16 protein-coding genes are annotated in these 15,806 nt (G+C 60.4%); 14 read left to right on the top strand and 2 right to left on the bottom strand.

Annotated features, from left to right (window positions below; all coding sequences use genetic code 11):
- Window positions 1–283: 283 nt before the first annotated feature.
- From ACSFE6_RS27595 to ACSFE6_RS27570, 6 genes are all read left to right on the top strand, one after another.
- Window positions 284–1,459, top strand: a complete 1,176-nt coding sequence (locus ACSFE6_RS27595; RefSeq protein WP_435430564.1) for a M20 aminoacylase family protein — start codon at window positions 284–286, stop codon at window positions 1,457–1,459.
- Between the two features lie 81 nt (window positions 1,460–1,540).
- A complete protein-coding gene (locus ACSFE6_RS27590; RefSeq protein WP_435430563.1) occupies window positions 1,541–2,851 on the top strand; it encodes a citrate-proton symporter in 1,311 nt (436 codons plus the stop codon).
- A 2-nt stretch (window positions 2,852–2,853) separates the two neighbouring features.
- On the top strand, window positions 2,854–4,296 hold the full coding sequence (locus ACSFE6_RS27585) for an amidase (RefSeq protein WP_435430565.1): 1,443 nt from the start codon (window positions 2,854–2,856) through the stop codon (window positions 4,294–4,296).
- A gap of 69 nt (window positions 4,297–4,365) precedes the next feature.
- Entirely contained in the window at window positions 4,366–5,136 is a 771-nt protein-coding gene (locus ACSFE6_RS27580; RefSeq protein WP_435430562.1) for an IclR family transcriptional regulator, read from the top strand.
- Window positions 5,137–5,369: 233 nt separating this feature from the next.
- Window positions 5,370–5,960 carry a YceI family protein gene (locus ACSFE6_RS27575; RefSeq protein ID WP_435430561.1) on the top strand — a complete coding sequence of 197 codons (591 nt, stop codon included), beginning with the start codon at window positions 5,370–5,372 and terminating at the stop codon, window positions 5,958–5,960.
- Window position 5,961: 1 nt separating this feature from the next.
- Entirely contained in the window at window positions 5,962–7,119 is a 1,158-nt protein-coding gene (locus ACSFE6_RS27570) for a phospholipase D-like domain-containing protein (protein WP_435430560.1), read from the top strand.
- Window positions 7,120–7,299: 180 nt separating this feature from the next.
- On the opposite strand, the gene bglX is transcribed toward ACSFE6_RS27570, so the two are convergent.
- Window positions 7,300–9,591 carry a beta-glucosidase BglX gene (gene bglX, locus ACSFE6_RS27565; protein WP_435430559.1) on the bottom strand — a complete coding sequence of 764 codons (2,292 nt, stop codon included), beginning with the start codon at window positions 9,589–9,591 and terminating at the stop codon, window positions 7,300–7,302.
- 248 nt (window positions 9,592–9,839) lie between these two features.
- On the opposite strand from bglX, the gene ACSFE6_RS27560 reads away from it, so the two are divergent.
- The 5 genes from ACSFE6_RS27560 to ACSFE6_RS27540 all read left to right on the top strand — a co-directional run bounded on the left by ACSFE6_RS27560 (window position 9,840) and on the right by ACSFE6_RS27540 (window position 12,644).
- A complete protein-coding gene (locus ACSFE6_RS27560; protein ID WP_435430558.1) occupies window positions 9,840–10,445 on the top strand; it encodes a LemA family protein in 606 nt (201 codons plus the stop codon).
- An 8-nt stretch (window positions 10,446–10,453) separates the two neighbouring features.
- Complete coding sequence (locus tag ACSFE6_RS27555) at window positions 10,454–11,218, top strand: TPM domain-containing protein (protein WP_435430557.1); 765 nt, start codon at window positions 10,454–10,456, stop codon at window positions 11,216–11,218.
- Window positions 11,219–11,248: 30 nt separating this feature from the next.
- Window positions 11,249–11,866 carry a TPM domain-containing protein gene (locus ACSFE6_RS27550; protein WP_435430556.1) on the top strand — a complete coding sequence of 206 codons (618 nt, stop codon included), beginning with the start codon at window positions 11,249–11,251 and terminating at the stop codon, window positions 11,864–11,866.
- A gap of 132 nt (window positions 11,867–11,998) precedes the next feature.
- On the top strand, window positions 11,999–12,301 hold the full coding sequence (locus ACSFE6_RS27545; protein ID WP_435430555.1) for a helix-turn-helix domain-containing protein: 303 nt from the start codon (window positions 11,999–12,001) through the stop codon (window positions 12,299–12,301).
- Window positions 12,288–12,644, top strand: coding sequence for a putative holin (locus ACSFE6_RS27540; protein ID WP_435430554.1), 357 nt, complete (start codon window positions 12,288–12,290; stop codon window positions 12,642–12,644). Before ACSFE6_RS27545 ends, ACSFE6_RS27540 begins: the two co-directional genes overlap by 14 nt.
- Before the next feature lie 301 nt (window positions 12,645–12,945).
- On the opposite strand, the gene ACSFE6_RS27535 is transcribed toward ACSFE6_RS27540, so the two are convergent.
- The gene (locus ACSFE6_RS27535) at window positions 12,946–13,371 is read right to left on the bottom strand and encodes a helix-turn-helix domain-containing protein (protein WP_435430553.1); all 426 of its coding nucleotides are present in this window, start codon (window positions 13,369–13,371) and stop codon (window positions 12,946–12,948) included.
- 300 nt (window positions 13,372–13,671) lie between these two features.
- Between ACSFE6_RS27535 and ACSFE6_RS27530 the strand changes: the two genes are divergently transcribed.
- From ACSFE6_RS27530 to ACSFE6_RS27520, 3 genes are all read left to right on the top strand, one after another.
- Complete coding sequence (locus tag ACSFE6_RS27530; RefSeq protein ID WP_435430552.1) at window positions 13,672–13,950, top strand: ogr/Delta-like zinc finger family protein; 279 nt, start codon at window positions 13,672–13,674, stop codon at window positions 13,948–13,950.
- A 2-nt stretch (window positions 13,951–13,952) separates the two neighbouring features.
- Window positions 13,953–14,315 carry a hypothetical protein gene (locus tag ACSFE6_RS27525; protein ID WP_435430551.1) on the top strand — a complete coding sequence of 121 codons (363 nt, stop codon included), beginning with the start codon at window positions 13,953–13,955 and terminating at the stop codon, window positions 14,313–14,315.
- Between the two features lie 134 nt (window positions 14,316–14,449).
- Entirely contained in the window at window positions 14,450–15,664 is a 1,215-nt protein-coding gene (locus ACSFE6_RS27520) for a class I SAM-dependent methyltransferase (RefSeq protein WP_435430550.1), read from the top strand.
- Window positions 15,665–15,806 lie beyond the last annotated feature (142 nt).

The following is a 15,806-nucleotide window of genomic DNA, read 5'->3' as shown; positions in this document are numbered from 1 at the left end:
CCCCACATCCCCAACCTTCAGGACCAACCCCGCTCACGACGACCCCACCACCCCCTGTTATCGCCGCCCCCCCCGCGTTATCGTTGGCGACCATCGCGAGCATGCTCGCTCCTACAGGTATTTCGGTGCCCCTGTTTCCGTGGTTCCACACCGTGGAACCAGATTCGATTGTCCTCGCCCGCGACTCGCGGTTATCTGGCGGTGAGCGCGACCTGCCTTGATGTGTCGCGAAATCGCCACGAACAAAAAGAACGGGAATACACCCGGCCTGAGGACAATCGTCATGACCCGACATCAGCACATCCTTGCCTGGCTCAACGACGTGGCCAGCGACCTGCACGCCACCCGCCAGGACATCCATGCCCACCCGGAACTCGGCTTCGAGGAAAACCGTACTTCGGCGCTTGTGGCCAAATCCCTTGAAGAATGGGGTTACGAGGTGCACACCGGCATCGGCAAAACCGGTGTGGTTGGCGTGCTGCGCAACGGCAACGGCTCGCGCAAGCTCGGGATACGCGCCGACATGGATGCGCTGCCGATCATCGAAAACACCGGCGCGGCCTACAGCAGCCGACATCAAGGCTGCATGCATGCCTGCGGCCATGACGGTCACACCACGATGTTGCTGGGGGCGGCGCGTTACCTGGCGGCGACTCGTCAGTTCGACGGCACCCTGACCCTGATTTTCCAGCCGGCCGAAGAAGGGCAAGGTGGCGCCGAAGCGATGCTCGCTGACGGCTTGCTCGAACGTTTCCCCTGCGATGCGCTGTTCGGCATGCACAACATGCCGGGCCTGCCCGCGGGGCATCTGGGCTTTCGCACGGGCCCGATGATGGCATCGCAGGATCTGCTCACCGTGACGATCGAAGGGGTTGGGGGGCATGGCTCGATGCCGCATCTGGCGGTGGATCCGTTGGTGGCGGCGGCCAGTGTGGTCATGGCCCTGCAAACCGTGGTCGCGCGCAATATCGATGCGCAGCAGGCGGCGGTGGTCACGGTGGGGGCGTTGCAAGCCGGGGAAGCGGCCAACGTCATTCCACAGCAGGCGATCCTGCGCTTAAGCCTGCGGGCGCTGAATGCCCAGGTGCGTGAACAGACTCTCGAGCGCGTGCGCGCGATCATCGAATCCCAGGCCCGCAGCTTCGGTTGCAGCTCGACCATCGAACACCGTCCGGCCTATCCGGTACTGGTCAATCACGCCGCCGAAACCGAGTTCGCCCGTCAGGTCGGTGTCGAACTGGTTGGCGAAGACGCAGTGGACGGCAACACCGCCAAACTCATGGGCAGCGAAGACTTCGCCTGGATGCTGCAACGCTGCCCCGGCGCCTACCTGTTCATCGGCAACGGCGTGTCGCGACCAATGGTGCACAACCCGGCCTACGACTTTAACGACGACATCCTACTGACCGGCGCGGCATTTTGGGGCGCGCTGGCCGAGAGCTGGCTCAAGCCGGCCTGACTTCTTCACTTTCTACTGCCGCTGGACCGGGCGCGTTAAGTCGCGCCCGTTAACACCCAACAGGTTTTTGGAGAGTTCCCCATGCACACTTCAAGCACAGGCGTTTCGCGTACCCGGCAGGTGGTCGCCGCCGTGATCGGCAATGCGCTGGAATGGTATGACTTCATCGTTTACGGCTTTCTGGCCAGCATCATCGCCCGGCAGTTTTTCCCTTCCGACGACGAATACGCTTCCTTGCTGATGGCCCTGGCCACCTTCGGCGTCGGTTTCTTCATGCGCCCGGTGGGTGGCATTTTGTTGGGCATGTATTCGGACCGCAAAGGTCGCAAGGCGGCAATGCAGATGATCATTCGCCTGATGACCGTGTCCATCGCACTGATCGCCTTTGCGCCGAACTACGCGGCCATCGGCATGGGCGCACCGTTGTTGATCGTGGTTGCACGGATGCTGCAAGGTTTCGCCACCGGCGGCGAGTACGCCAGCGCCACGGCGTTCCTGGTAGAGAGCGCACCGGCCCACCGCAAAGGCTTGTACGGTTCGTGGCAATTGGTCGGGCAATGCCTGGCAGTGTTTTCCGGGGCGGGAATGGTCGCGTTGTTCACGCATTTGCTGTCCCCCGAGGCGCTGGACAGCTGGGGTTGGCGAATTCCATTCGTGATCGGTCTGTTGATTGGCCCGGTGGGCTTGTGGATACGCAAGCACATGGAAGAGCCGGAGGAGTTCCTCGAAGCGCGCAAACAGGCCAAAGGCGCGAGCCCCGGTTTGCTGCAAGTAATCCGCGAGCATCGGCGGGCGATTCTGGTGTCCATGGGCCTGGCCTGTGGCGCGACCGTGTCGTTCTACGTGGTGTTGGTCAACATGCCGACCTTTGCCCACAAGAATCTGGGGCTGCCGCTGGATCAGGTGCTGCTGGTGCAGATGCTTGCGGTGGCCGTGATGACCGTGGTGATTCCGTTGTCCGGCGCGCTGTCGGACAGACTCGGCCGCCGTCCGGTATTGATGGCGTTCACCCTGGCATTTTTCCTAATGGTCTATCCGCTGTACGTGTGGGTCGCGGCAGCGCCTTCGGTGGAGCGTCTACTGGTGATGCAATTGCTGCTGTGCAGTGCGATCGGCGGCTTCTTCGGCCCGGCACCAACGGCGCTGGCCGAACAGTTTCCCGTCGAAGTGCGTTCCACCGGGGTCTCGGTGGCCTATAACGTCGCGGTCATGGTCTTCGGCGGTTTTGCCCCCTTGATCGTCACCTGGCTGAGCAAGGCACTGGCGACACCGGTGGCGCCATCCTTCTACGTGTTGTTCGCTTGCCTGCTGACGCTGTTGGGTACCTACTGCATGCAGGAGAAACCACATGCTGGCAAATCCCTCGAACTTGAACTGGGAGTGAAACCTTGAGCATCCATCCGATTGTTGAACTGGACGCCGATGCGTTGTCCCAAGCGATCCACGCGCGGGAGGTCTCCTGTCGCGAAGTGATGCAGGCATACCTGGCGCATATCGAGCACTTCAATCCGCAGGTCAATGCGCTGGTGTCCCTGCGTCCGGCTGAGGATCTGCTGGCAGAAGCCGAAGCCTGCGACCGACAACTGGATCAGGGCCAGTCCCGTGGCTGGATGCACGGCATGCCCCAGGCGATCAAGGATCTGGCGGCCACTGCCGGTTTACACACGACCATGGGCTCTCCGCTGTTCGCCGAGCAAGTGCCAACACAGGATGCTATCAGTGTGGCGCGTGTCCGCGAGAGCGGGGCGATCATCATCGGCAAGACCAATGTCCCTGAATTCGGCCTCGGCTCGCAGACCTACAACACGGTGTTTGGTACCACCACCAATGCCTACGATCACTCGTTGGTCGCTGGCGGCAGCAGCGGCGGGGCGGCGGTGGCGCTGGCCTTGCGCATGCTGCCGGTGGCCGACGGCAGCGACATGATGGGCTCGCTGCGCAACCCGGCGGCCTTCAACAACGTCTTCGGTTTTCGACCGTCCCTGGGCCGCGTGCCCCACGGCCCGGCGCTAGAGGTGTTCGTCCAGCAACTGGCTACCGAAGGGCCGATGGGCCGTACCGTCACCGATGTTGCCCGCCTGCTCGGGACCCAGGCTGGTTACGACGCCCGTGTGCCGTTGTCGCTGGCTCAGAGTCCGGAGGTGTTTCACCAACCGCTGGCCCAGGATTTCAAAGATGTACGGATCGGCTGGCTGGGCGACTACAACGGCTACCTGCCGATGGACCCCGGGGTGATGAGCCTGTGTGAGTCGGCGCTGCAGGACTTCGCGGCACTGGGCTGCAAGGTCGAAGCCTGCCAGCCGGATTTCTCCATGGAACGCCTGTGGCAGACCTGGCTGGTGCATCGCCACTGGCTGGTGCAGGGCAGTCTTGGCGGGTTGTACGCCGATCCGCAGAAGCGCGAACAACTCAAGCCTGAAGCCCGATGGGAAATCGAAGGCGGGTTGCGCCTGACGGCGGCGGATGTTTACCAGGCCTCGGTCAGTCGCAGTGAGTGGTACCGGGCGTTGAGCGAGTTGTTCGAACGTTACGACTTTTTGCTGTTGCCCACCGCCCAAGTGTTCCCTTTTGATGCACACACCCCTTGGCCGCGCGTCGTTGGCGGGCAGGCCATGGACACCTATCACCGCTGGATGGAGGTGGTAATAGGGCCGACCCTGGCCGGGTTGCCGAGCATGAACGTGCCGGTGGGTTTCAACCCGGCGGGGCTGCCGATGGGCCTGCAAATCATTGGCCCGGCCCAGGCCGACCTCGCCGTTCTGCAACTGGCTTATGCCCATGAACAGTTGACCCAATGGGTCAAGCGCCGGCCACCCGCTGGTCTGCAAAGCGTCTGAGCATTCCGCGCGGGCGCGTAATTTGCTGTAAAAACGATCATCCATTCCGGACATAGGGAGGTCGATCTCATGGACAGCAAGGCAGAAACCGGCAGCGTACGATCCGTGGAGCGCGCCTTGGCGATCGTCGAATTGCTGGGCGAGCATCAGGCATTGGGCCTGGAGGAGTTGCACTACCTGACGACTTTGCCCAAGGCCACGGTGTCGCGCATGTTGCTGACCTTGCAGGAACAGGGCTGGATCTATCGTGGCTTGAGCGACCGGCGTTATCGGTTATGCGCCAAGCGCCTGTTTGGCGACAGCCGGCAACGCTTCAAGCGGCGTCTGGTGGAGAATGCCGCGCCGCTGTTGCTGGAATTGAGCGAGCGCACCGGGCTGGTGGCGGATCTGTCGTGCTTCGACGGCGAGCGGGTGGAGGTTATGGAAAGCGCGATCCCCACGGTGTTGCGCAAACGCTATCCGAACAACTGCCAGATCGTCGGTCACAATGCCAGCCTGTTTCATTCCGCCATGGGCCGCGCTTGCCTGGGCGAGTTGCAAAGTCATGAAGTGGAACGCCTGGCTGCCCGTGAGCAAATCAGTGACGAATCCCTGTTGCGTGTCACCGACCAATCGCTGCATCAGGGTTTCGGCCAGCGCACCGAAGGCCACTGGGAATACCCGGTGCGCCTGCCATTTCTGATCCGCGCGGTGGCCTTGCCGATCCGTACCGATGGCCGCCTGGTCGGCAGCATGGCGCTGCATTGGCCGATGGACGAGGCGCCGGTGGAGCGGGTGCTGAGCCTGCACTTGAGTAGCTTGGCGGCGACCATTGGGGATGTGCAGCAAGCGATGAGGTAGTCGAGGGGGATTTTGTGGCGAGGGAGCTTGCTCCCGCTGGAGTGCGAAGCGCTCCCAAAACGAGCAACGAATTTCTTCAGACAGAAAACATACACAGGTTTTTGCGTCTGCTGCGCAGTCGAACGGGAGCAAGCTCCCTCGCCACAAAGGCAGGTTGGGAGGAACGGAAAGTTTGCAACTTGTGACAAGCCAGTTAAGGTTCAGCACAGGTTTATCTGCCCCCACGAGTCTCTATGTTCAAGCGGTCTGTTTCTCAAACCCTCGCCATCCTCCTGTTGGCCGGCGCGAGCCTGTCGGCCCGGGCCGATTGGTACCTGGACGGCGAATCCTCGCGGTTGTCGTTCGTCAGCACCAAAAACGCCAATGTTTCCGAAGTGCAGCGCTTTCTGGTGCTGCACGGCAAGGTCGATCCCAAGGGACTGGCACAGGTGGAAGTCGAGCTCGATTCGATCAACAGCGGCATTCCGTTGCGTGATGAACGCATGCGCAAGGAATTGTTCGAGATCGAGAAATTTCCAGAAGCCTTGATCACCACCCAAATCGATCTGCGCCCGATCAACGACCTCGCCTCCGGTGCGCAACTGGAGTTGCGCTTGCCGCTGACCGTCGACTTGCATGGCAAACAGCACAGCTACAACGCCCAATTGCTCGCCACGCGTCTGGATGACCGGCGCTTTCAGGTGGTGACCTTGGAGCCGCTGGTGATCAATGCCGAAGATTTCGACCTGGCCCCAGGCCTGGAAACGTTGCGCAAGGTCGCCGGTCTGTCGGCCATCAGCCTGTCGGTGCCGGTGGGTGCCGTGCTGATTTTCACGGCGCGCTGACATGGCCGGCCCGATCTTTCCCTGGCGTGAAGGCAATCACTTCGAACTGTTGATCGACGGCCCGCAGTTTTTCCCGCGCATGCTGGTGGCGATTGCCCGCGCTGAGGAGCAGGTCGAACTGGAGTTGTATCTGGTCGAGGCGGGGGCCTGCGCCGAGGCGATGGTGCAGGCGCTCGTCCAGGCCGCCGAGCGCGGTGTACGGGTGCGCTGCCTGTTCGATGACTACGGTAGTCTCGCCTTCACCCTGACCTTGCGCCAGCGCCTGATGGCCGCCGGGGTCGAGCTGCGTTTCTACAATCGCCTGAGCTGGCGGCGCTGGGTCGGCAACTTCTACCGTGATCACCGCAAGTTGTTGCTGGTGGATCAAACATTGGCCGTAGTCGGCGGCACCGGCGTGACCGATGAGTTCTGGACGCCGGGTGAAGACGTCAGCGAGTGGCATGAAGTGATGGTGGAAATCACCGGCCCGCTGGTGACCGACTGGCAATTGCTGTTCGACCGCCAGTGGATCGCCAACCGTCATCGTCGCGCCTGGAAACCCGCCTCGCATTTCGGCCTGCCGCGCCTGCCTCGCGTGCCGTCCACGGGCGAGGGCATGGGCCGGGTCGCCTACGCCGACGCCCGTCAGCACCGGGACATCCTGCAATCACTGATTCGCGCCTTGAACAGCGGCCAGCGGCGTATCTGGCTGGCCACGCCGTACTTTTTGCCGACCTGGAAGGTCCGTCGCTCACTGCGCCGCGCGGCGTCCCGAGGCGTCGATGTGCGTTTGCTGCTGACGGGGCCGCGCACCGATCACCCTTCGGTACGTTACGCCGGGCATCGCTACTATCCGCGGTTGCTCAAGGCTGGTGTGCAGATTTTCGAATACCAGCCCTGCTTTCTGCACCTGAAGATGGTGCTGATCGATGATTGGGTGAGCATCGGCTCGTGCAACTTCGATCACTGGAACCTGCGGTTCAATTTGGAGGCCAATCTCGAAGCACTGGACCCCGGACTGACCCGGGCGGTGGTGGCAAGTTTCGAAAGGGATTTCGCCCTGAGCCAGGAAGTCAGCCTGGAGGAATGGCAACGCCGGCCGCTGTGGCGGCGGGTCAAGCAGCGGGTGTGGGGATGGGTGGATCGGTTGGTGGTCAATCTGCTGGATAAGCGCGGATAGTCGCCTAACAAAAGACACTGTGGGAGCGGGGGGGGGGGGGGGGGGGGGGGGGGGGGGGGGGGGGGGGGGGGGGGGGGAACCCCCTTTCACCAACCTACCTCTCCCCCCCCCCCCCCCCCCCCCCCCCCCCCCCCCCCCCCCCCCCCCCCCCTCCCACAGGTTTACTGCATTGCCTTGGAATTACAGTAGCTCAAAGCTCTGCTGAGTCACGTCACTGGAATCCAGGCCGATCTGCACGTTGAACTTGCCCGGCTCCGCCGCGTACTTGAGCTGGGCGTTGTAGAACTTCAGGTCATCCTCGGTGATGGTGAAGTGCACGACTTTCTGTTCGCCGGCCTTGAGCAGCACTTTCTGGAAGTTCTTCAGTTCCTTGATCGGACGAATCATCGAGCCAGCCACGTCCTGGATGTACAACTGCACCACGGTTTCGCCATCACGCTTGCCGGTGTTCTTCACTGTAACGCTGGCATCGAGCTTGCCGGTCTTGTTCAGCGTGGTCGACGACAGGGCCATGTCGCTCAGGTTGAAATCGGTGTAGCTCAAGCCGTAGCCGAACGGAAACAGGGGACCGGTGGTGTCATCGAAGTATTGCGAGGTGTAGTTGCCCGGTTTGCCCGGGGTGAACGGCCGGCCAATGGTCAGGTGGTTGTAGTAGGTCGGGATCTGGCCCACCGAACGCGGGAAGCTGATCGGCAGCTTGCCCGACGGGTTGTAATCACCGAACAGCACGTCGGCGATGGCGTTGCCGCCCTCGGTGCCGGTGAACCAGGTTTCCAGGATCGCGTCGGCCTGTTCCTTTTCGTCGAGCAGCGTCAATGGACGGCCGTTCATCAGCACCAGCACCAGTGGTTTACCGGTGGCTTTCAGGGCGCGGATCAGCTCTCGCTGGTTTTCCGGAATGTTCAGGTCGGTGCGGCTCGACGATTCGTGGGACATGCCACGGGACTCGCCTACGGCGGCGACCACCACGTCAGCGTCCTTGGCTGCTTTCACCGCTTCATCGATCAGCACATTGGCCGGACGCGGATCATCGACCACTTCCGGCGCATCGAAGTTGAGGAAGTTCAGGTAACCGAGGATCTGTTTGTCGCTGGTGATATTGGCGCCACGGGCGTAGATCAGGTTCGACTTGTCACCGATCACATTGCTCATGCCATCGAACAGGGTTACCGATTGCGCCGGACGGCCGGCGGCGGCCCAACTGCCCATCATGTCGATCGGCGCCTTGGCCAGCGGGCCGACCAGGGCGATTTTCGCGGTTTTCATCAGCGGCAGGGTTTCGTTGCTGTTCTTCAGCAATACCTGGCTGCGACGCGCCACATCACGGGCCTCGGCGCGGTGCAGGCGGCTATCGGCGTAGGTGTCGACCGGATCATCCTCGGCCTTGCCAATGCGCAGGTACGGGTCCTTGAACAGGCCCATGTCGTATTTGGCGTCCAGCACGGCACGCACGGCATTGTCGATGTCGCTCTGCTGGATTTCGCCGGACTTCAACAGCCCCGGCAGTTCCTTGCCGTACAGGGTGTCGTTCATGCTCATGTGGATGCCGGCCTTGATCGCCAGTTTCGCCGCTTCGCGACCGTCAGCCGCGACGCCGTGCTTGATCAGCTCGAAGATCGCGCCGTGATCGCTGACGGCCAGGCCCTTGAAGCCCCATTCCTTGCGCAACAGGTCGTTCATCAGCCAGGTGTTGGCCGTGGCCGGCACGCCGTTGATCGAGTTCAGCGCGACCATGACCCCGCCGGCGCCGGCATCGATGGCGGCGCGGTACGGTGGCAGGTAGTCCTGGTACATCTTGACCGGGCTCATGTCGACCACGTTGTAGTCGCGACCGCCCTCGACTGCGCCGTACAAGGCGAAGTGCTTGACGCTGGCCATGATGCTGTCGGCGGCGTTGGCACCTACGCCCTGGAATGCCTTGACCATCACGCCGGCAATGCGCGACACCAGGTAGGTGTCTTCGCCGAAGCCTTCGGAGGTGCGGCCCCAGCGCGGATCGCGGGAGATGTCGACCATCGGCGCGAAGGTGATGTCGAGGCTGTCGGCGGCGGCTTCCTTGGCGGCGATGCGCCCGGACAGGCCGATGGCGTCCATGTCCCAGCTAGACGCCAGGGCCAGCGGGATCGGGAAAATGGTGCGGTGGCCATGGATCACGTCATAGGCGAAGAACATCGGGATCTTCAGCCGGCTGCGCATGGCCGCGTCCTGCATCGGACGGTTTTCGGGACGGGTGATCGAGTTGAACGTACCGCCGATGTTGCCGGCTGCGATTTCCTTGCGAATCAGCTCCCGGGGCATTTCCGGGCCGATGCTGATCAGGCGCAACTGGCCGATTTTCTCTTCGAGGGTCATTTGCTTCATCAGGTTGCTGATGAAGGCGTCCTTGTTTTCCAGCGGCGGGGGAGTCGTAGCGGCCAATACGTGGTGACTGGCCAGGCTGACGAGCAGGCCCAGCAAACACAGCTTCTTCATGAATAGTTTTCTCAAGGGCCCAAGCGGCGATGGTCACGCCGGCCAGCCAAAATTTAGGGAGCGACTATTGTTGTTCGGGGGCTGCTACGAAAAACGGCAGCCGAATGCCCGATGCGATTTTTTGCGCAGGGCATCTTTTAGCCCATTGCCCCGATGCAATCCAGTGGCGCGGCCGATTATGCCCCAAGAGCCGGCCGAGAGGGTCGCCGGTTGTTTTTTCCATGAAATGTGAAGGGAGCATCACTGTGATGAATGCACGACAGTCCTACCGGTCGCGGCTGCAAGTCGCCACGTTGCTGGTGATGGCCACGCTGCTGACCGCCTGCGGCATCAACAATATCCCAACCCTCGATGAGCAGGCCAAGGCCGCTTGGGGTCAGGTGCAGAATCAGTATCAGCGCCGCGCCGACCTGATTCCCAACCTGGTGGAGACCGTCAAGGGTTATGCCGCCCATGAAAAAGACACCCTGACTGCCGTCATCGAGGCGCGGGCCAAGGCCACGTCGATCCAGGTCGACGCCTCCACCCTGGACAACCCGGAGAAACTCAAGCAGTACCAGCAGGCCCAGGATCAGCTCAGTGGCGCCCTGAGTCGCTTGATGGTGGTGTCCGAACGCTACCCGGACCTCAAGGCCAATCAGAACTTCCTTGCCCTGCAATCCCAGCTCGAAGGCACCGAGAACCGGATCAGCGTGGCCCGGCGCGATTTCATCCTGGCGGTGCAGAAGTACAACACCGAAATCCGTACATTCCCCGGTCGCCTGTGGCACACGGTGATGTACAGCAACCTGCCGGTTCGCGAGACGTTCGAGGCCACGCCGGGTTCGGAGAAGCCGCCTGAGGTCAAATTCTGAGGTCGCCCATGCGCGTGTTGAAAACTGGCCTGGTGCTGTTGTTGTGGGTGTTTGCCCTGGCGGTCCAGGCTGAACTGAAGTTTCCGGCGTTGACCGGGCGGGTGGTGGATAACGCCCAAATGATCGAGCCATCGGTGCGCGAGCAGCTGACGCAACAGCTACAGGCCCATGAAAAAGCCACCGGCGAGCAGCTTGTGATAGTGACCTTGCCGGACCTGCAGGGCACCGACATCGCCGACTTCGGCTATCAGCTTGGCCGCTATTGGGGGATCGGCCAGAAAGACAAGAACAACGGCGCGTTGCTGATCGTCGCCCGCGATGAGCGCAAATTGCGCATTGAAGTCGGTTATGGCCTGGAGGATCGCCTGACTGACGCGCAGAGCTCGGTCATCATCAATCAAGTGATAACGCCGGCGTTCAAGGCCGGCAATTACGGCAAAGGCATCAGCGACGGTGTGGCGGCGATGCTGGTGGTGCTGGGCGGTAATCCCCTGGACGAGCCGTCGACGGTGTATGAGTCCAGCGGCGATCCCGGTGACGATTTCGTCTCGCGGCATCCGGGCTTGTTCGTGTTTTTGCTGTTGTTGTTCATCCTGACGGTGTTTGTCTGCCAGATGCTCGGTATTCTTCCCGCCGGTCGCGGCGGCTCGGGTGGCTCGGGCGGTTTCGGCGGTGGGGGCTTCGGCGGCGGAGGTTTTGGCGGCGGTGGCGGCGGAGGCTTCAGCGGCGGTGGGGGCAGTTTCGGGGGCGGCGGTTCGTCGGGCGGCTGGTGATAGAACAATAATGAATGAGTGTTTTAAGACATGGCATTACTGACTGAACACGAACAACGCAAGGTTGCCGAGGCGATTGCCCGGGTCGAGCGCGACACCGACGCGGAACTGGTGACGGTGCTTGCGGCCCGCGCCGACGACTATGCGTACATCCCGCTGCTCTGGGCCAGTCTATTGGCGCTGGTTGTACCGGGTATCGTGCACTACCTGACTGGTTGGTTGACCCTGCACAGCCTGTTGCTGGTGCAATGGATCAGCTTCATCGTACTGTGCCTGGTGTTCCGGCTGCCGAAAATCACCACCCACCTGGTCCCGCGTTCGGTGCGTCACTGGCGCGCCTCGAACCTGGCGCGCCGGCAATTCCTCGAGCAAAACCTGCACCACACCGTGGGCAGCACCGGCATCCTGATTTTCGTCTCCGAGGCCGAGCGTTACGTGGAGATCCTGGTGGACGAAGGCATCTCCAGCCGCCTCGACAACAAGAACTGGGACGCGATTGTCGCCGAGTTCACCCGGCAGGTACGGGAGGGGCAGACCTTGAAAGGCTTCGTCAGCTGCGTCGAGGCCTGTGGCGAGTTGCTCAAGGTGCATGTGCCGGTGACGCATGTTCGCAACGAGTTGCCGAACCGGTTGGTGGTACTCGGCTAAGCCTTGATCCAGAGCGTTTGTGTAGCCGTCCACGGTACAACGACCGCGTGTTGTTCAGGGGCCAGGTTGTCTTCAACATCCCTCTAACAGCGAACGCCTTGCGACAGGCGTTCTGACGTAGAGGGACTTTTTATGCCAACGCATCAATCGCTCGATTCCTTTTCCGCTTCAGCACTCGACGACGAGGGTAACCCGCCGCCGGCACGGCTGACTGCAAAGGAAACGCAAACCTTACTGTGGTGCCTGAAAGGCAAGACATCCTGGGAAATTGCCCGGATTCAGAATTGCTCGGAAGCCACGGTCAACTTTCATTTCTCCAATATCCGCCGCAAGTTCGCCGTCAGTTCCCGCAGTGCCGCGTTGCTCAAGGCCATTGAATCGGGCGTCATATCCCTTGGCGATACCGCTGTGCGGGGTGCCCATGAACCTGACTGATTCGGTATACAGCAGTATCAGCGGGCTTCTATTGGGATTGGGTCTCGCGACATTGCCTGCGATCGACGGTGAGGCGCTGTTCGGCGCATCGCTCGGCGCCTGGCTGGTTACCACCACCCGCAGCAACTTCAAAGCCTGGCAGCGAATCGGTTCCTGGCTACTGTCGGCGGGCGTCGGTTATCTCTTTACTCCTGTTGCGCTGCAACTCACACCCTTCCTGACTTCGGGCGTGACAGCGTTTCTCTGTGCGCTGATCGTTATTCCCATCAGCATCAAAATCATGCTGTGGATCGATGGCGCCGGTCTCGGTGAAATCATTCGGCATTTCAGGGGGCGAGGGTGATGGAGGATGAAAGGGTCGTTCTGATTCTTATAACAGGCATTGCTCACCTGCTGAGTGCGTTCAGGCTGGCCTGTTATCAGCGTGACGAAGAGCATCACTGTTGGCGCGACGGACTATTGACCAGCCTGTGTGGGGGAGTGTTTTGCGTCGCTGGCATGGATGTATTGCTGACATTTGCGCCGGTGAGTGTGTGGCATGCCGTCGTGAGTGTTTTGACGTGCGCAATGATTGTTCGCAGCGGTGGAAGCATCGTGGTGTTGTGGCGCGCCTTGAAGTCATGAACTTCGGACTATCCGCAACTTCAAGTTTCATTCGGGTGTTGAAGTGATGAAAGTATGGAAGCCATTTCCGACAGTTTGAGTTCCATGTCACGCAAGCGGCGTTTTTCCTCAAGGGCGTTTTGTATGGCGCAACGGTCATCTTCGTCGAGCAATCGCCACATCGCGAGAATGGTGTTTTCCCGTGTCGTACTTTCTTGAGTGCCCTCGAGCGGGTCGGTTGAAACCGTACGCAGGATCGGTCCCTCACCCAGTAGCAACCAGTCGAGAGAGATACCGCGAGTTTCAGCAATTTCTACGCATAATGAGTATGGCGTGCTGTCGCGGCCCTTCCAGCTGCTGAGTGTTTGCGGACTGATTTTCAGTGCGGAAGACAAGGATGCATCGGTTTTTGTGTCGGTAATTAGCTTGAGTCGAGACAAAACGTCTTGTGATTTTTTGCTACGCAATTTGAGCCTCTTCCTTTTGACATACTCTTTTTGAGTGCATAACTTATGCGTAATGAGTACTTTTTTTCTTGTAAGTAATCAATCATCAACTATGAGACAGAAGAATACGATGTCGAAACTTCCTAATGGTATCAGGGTGATTTCCTACGAGCTTGCCTCATACCTGTTACGTATCTGCCCGTTGCACTTCCTTTTATCTGGCAGGCATTTCCTGCAAGGCCGGAGCACCGCAATCAATGTTTCAAGCAGTATTGCGTTTGATCAAATCGATTACCACCAGATGACCAGCGGGAAACAATCATGAGTACTTACAAAATGGTGTGTCCGCATTGCTTGAGCCGGATGCGCATCCGAACCAGCGAGGGGCGGCATATTTTCCTGCGGGTGGCCTATCTGCAATGTACGTCGGAAGCCTGCGGCTGGTCGGTCCGGGCTGAATTTGAAATGACCCACGAACTTTCCCCCAGTGGAATGCCCAACCCAGCGGTGCATCTGCCCTGCGCCGGACCTGACTTGCGGCGCGCCGCAAAACCTGTTGCGCAGAGTGTTCCATCGACGGATGCACAACTGGAGTCATGAGCATGGCTGGATCTGCTGAAAACGGGGTGTTGGACGAGGAGCTGTTGGCAATCGCCCAGGCATTCCTGATCCGTCATGAAAGCAACGGATTGACTGACGATCAGGTGTTGTTTTGCCGCGCAGTGAAGCATTTGGAAAGCGTAGATGTGCCCATGCATCTGGCGGAAAAACTGGTCAGCCATGCCTATGGCAGGCTCAAATCCAGTAACGATCGCCGACGTCTGGATATCGCCGCGAGCTCTGAAACCGTCGCCGTTGTCACTGACCCGGCCAGCGGACTGACATGGGCCGTTCCTGTAGGGCTGATTGTCAAATATGTCATCAATTCACCAACCAATCGTAAACTCCGATTGGTGGAGTCCTGAGGTTACAACGGGTGTAACCAGGTCCTGGGCGGCGTGACCAGGACCTGCGACAAAAATAAGCCCGTGCCCAAAAGCCTCATCCCCCCTAAAATACTCGGCATTCTCTGATCCGCACCGCCCGAGGCCGTTTTTCCATGTCTGTCACCGCTCCTTCCGCCAGCCCCGCGCCGGATCATCACGCCCAGTTCATCGAATTGCTGCAAACCAGCCTCGATGAAAATGCCTTTATCAAATTGGTGCTGGCCAAGTACGTCGGCGATGAAACGGACCTGCAGCGGATCATCATTAAACCGGTGACGGTCAAGGCACAGTCTTGCCTGTCCTTCGTCTATCGCTACAAAACCCGCGACATCACTAAGAACCTGCCGCTTGTCGACGGTGTGGCGACCATTGCCGGGTTGTTGCCAGCGGCGTTCAAAAATGCCCATTTGTTGTCTGTAACCGATGAAGCCCAGCTCGAATACAGCAAAAAGGGCAAATCTTCACTGTTCAAGAGCAAGCCCCAGCAATTGCGTGAAGCGCCGTCCGCCGAGCACAACCGCGAGAAAAACCGTTACCTCGACTTGAGTCGGCCATTTCTCGCCGACCTTGGCGTGACCAACAAGCAGCATGAGCTGATCCCGGCGATGTCGCGCAAGTGGAAACAGATCAACAAGTTCATCGAGGTGTTCAGCCATGCGCTGACGTCATCGCCGCTGGTGCTGGACAAGCCGGTGCGGGTGGCGGACTTCGGATCGGGAAAGGGCTACCTGACCTTTGCCATCCATGACTACCTGCGCAACACCTTGAAGGCCGAAGGCGAAGTGACCGGTGTGGAGCTGCGCGAAGACATGGTCACCCTGTGCAACACCGCGGCGGGCAAGCTTGAGCATCCGGGGCTGGTGTTCAAGTGCGGTGACGTGCGCAGTGTGGCGCCAAGCGAACTGGAGGTGATGATTGCGCTGCACGCCTGTGACATCGCCACCGATTACGCGATTCACACCGGCATCCGTTCCGGGGCGTCGATCATCATGTGCTCGCCGTGCTGCCACAAACAGATCCGCCTGCAAATCCAGAGCCCGGCGCTGCTCAAGCCCATGCTGCAATATGGCTTGCACCTGGGCCAGCAGGCGGAGATGGTCACCGACAGTCTGCGCGCGCTGTTCCTCGAAGCCTGCGGTTATGAAACCAAGGTGTTCGAGTTCATCTCACTGGACCACACCAACAAGAACAAGATGATCCTGGCGGTCAAACGCGCCGAACCGGTGGATCCGACTCAGCTGCTGGCGAAGATCCAGGAGCTGAAGGATTTCTACCACATCACTGAACATTGCCTGGAAACCCTGTTGCGGGCAGATGGCTACCTATAACCCTGTGGGGGGGGGGGGGGGGGGGGGGGGGGGGGGGAGGGGGAGGGGGGGGGGGGGGGGGGGGAAAAGGGGTGCTGGTGACGCAGTGAGATTTCAATCTCCCGCAACAGTGTCTGATCCATGGCGATACGGTTGCCGGTAT

The sequence above is a fragment of the Pseudomonas baetica genome (assembly GCF_051216495.1).
Classification (GTDB): Bacteria; Pseudomonadota; Gammaproteobacteria; order Pseudomonadales; family Pseudomonadaceae; genus Aquipseudomonas; species Aquipseudomonas baetica_B.
The sequence above is the reverse complement of the archived record's forward strand: the minus strand, read 5'-3'. Positions and strand labels throughout refer to the sequence as shown.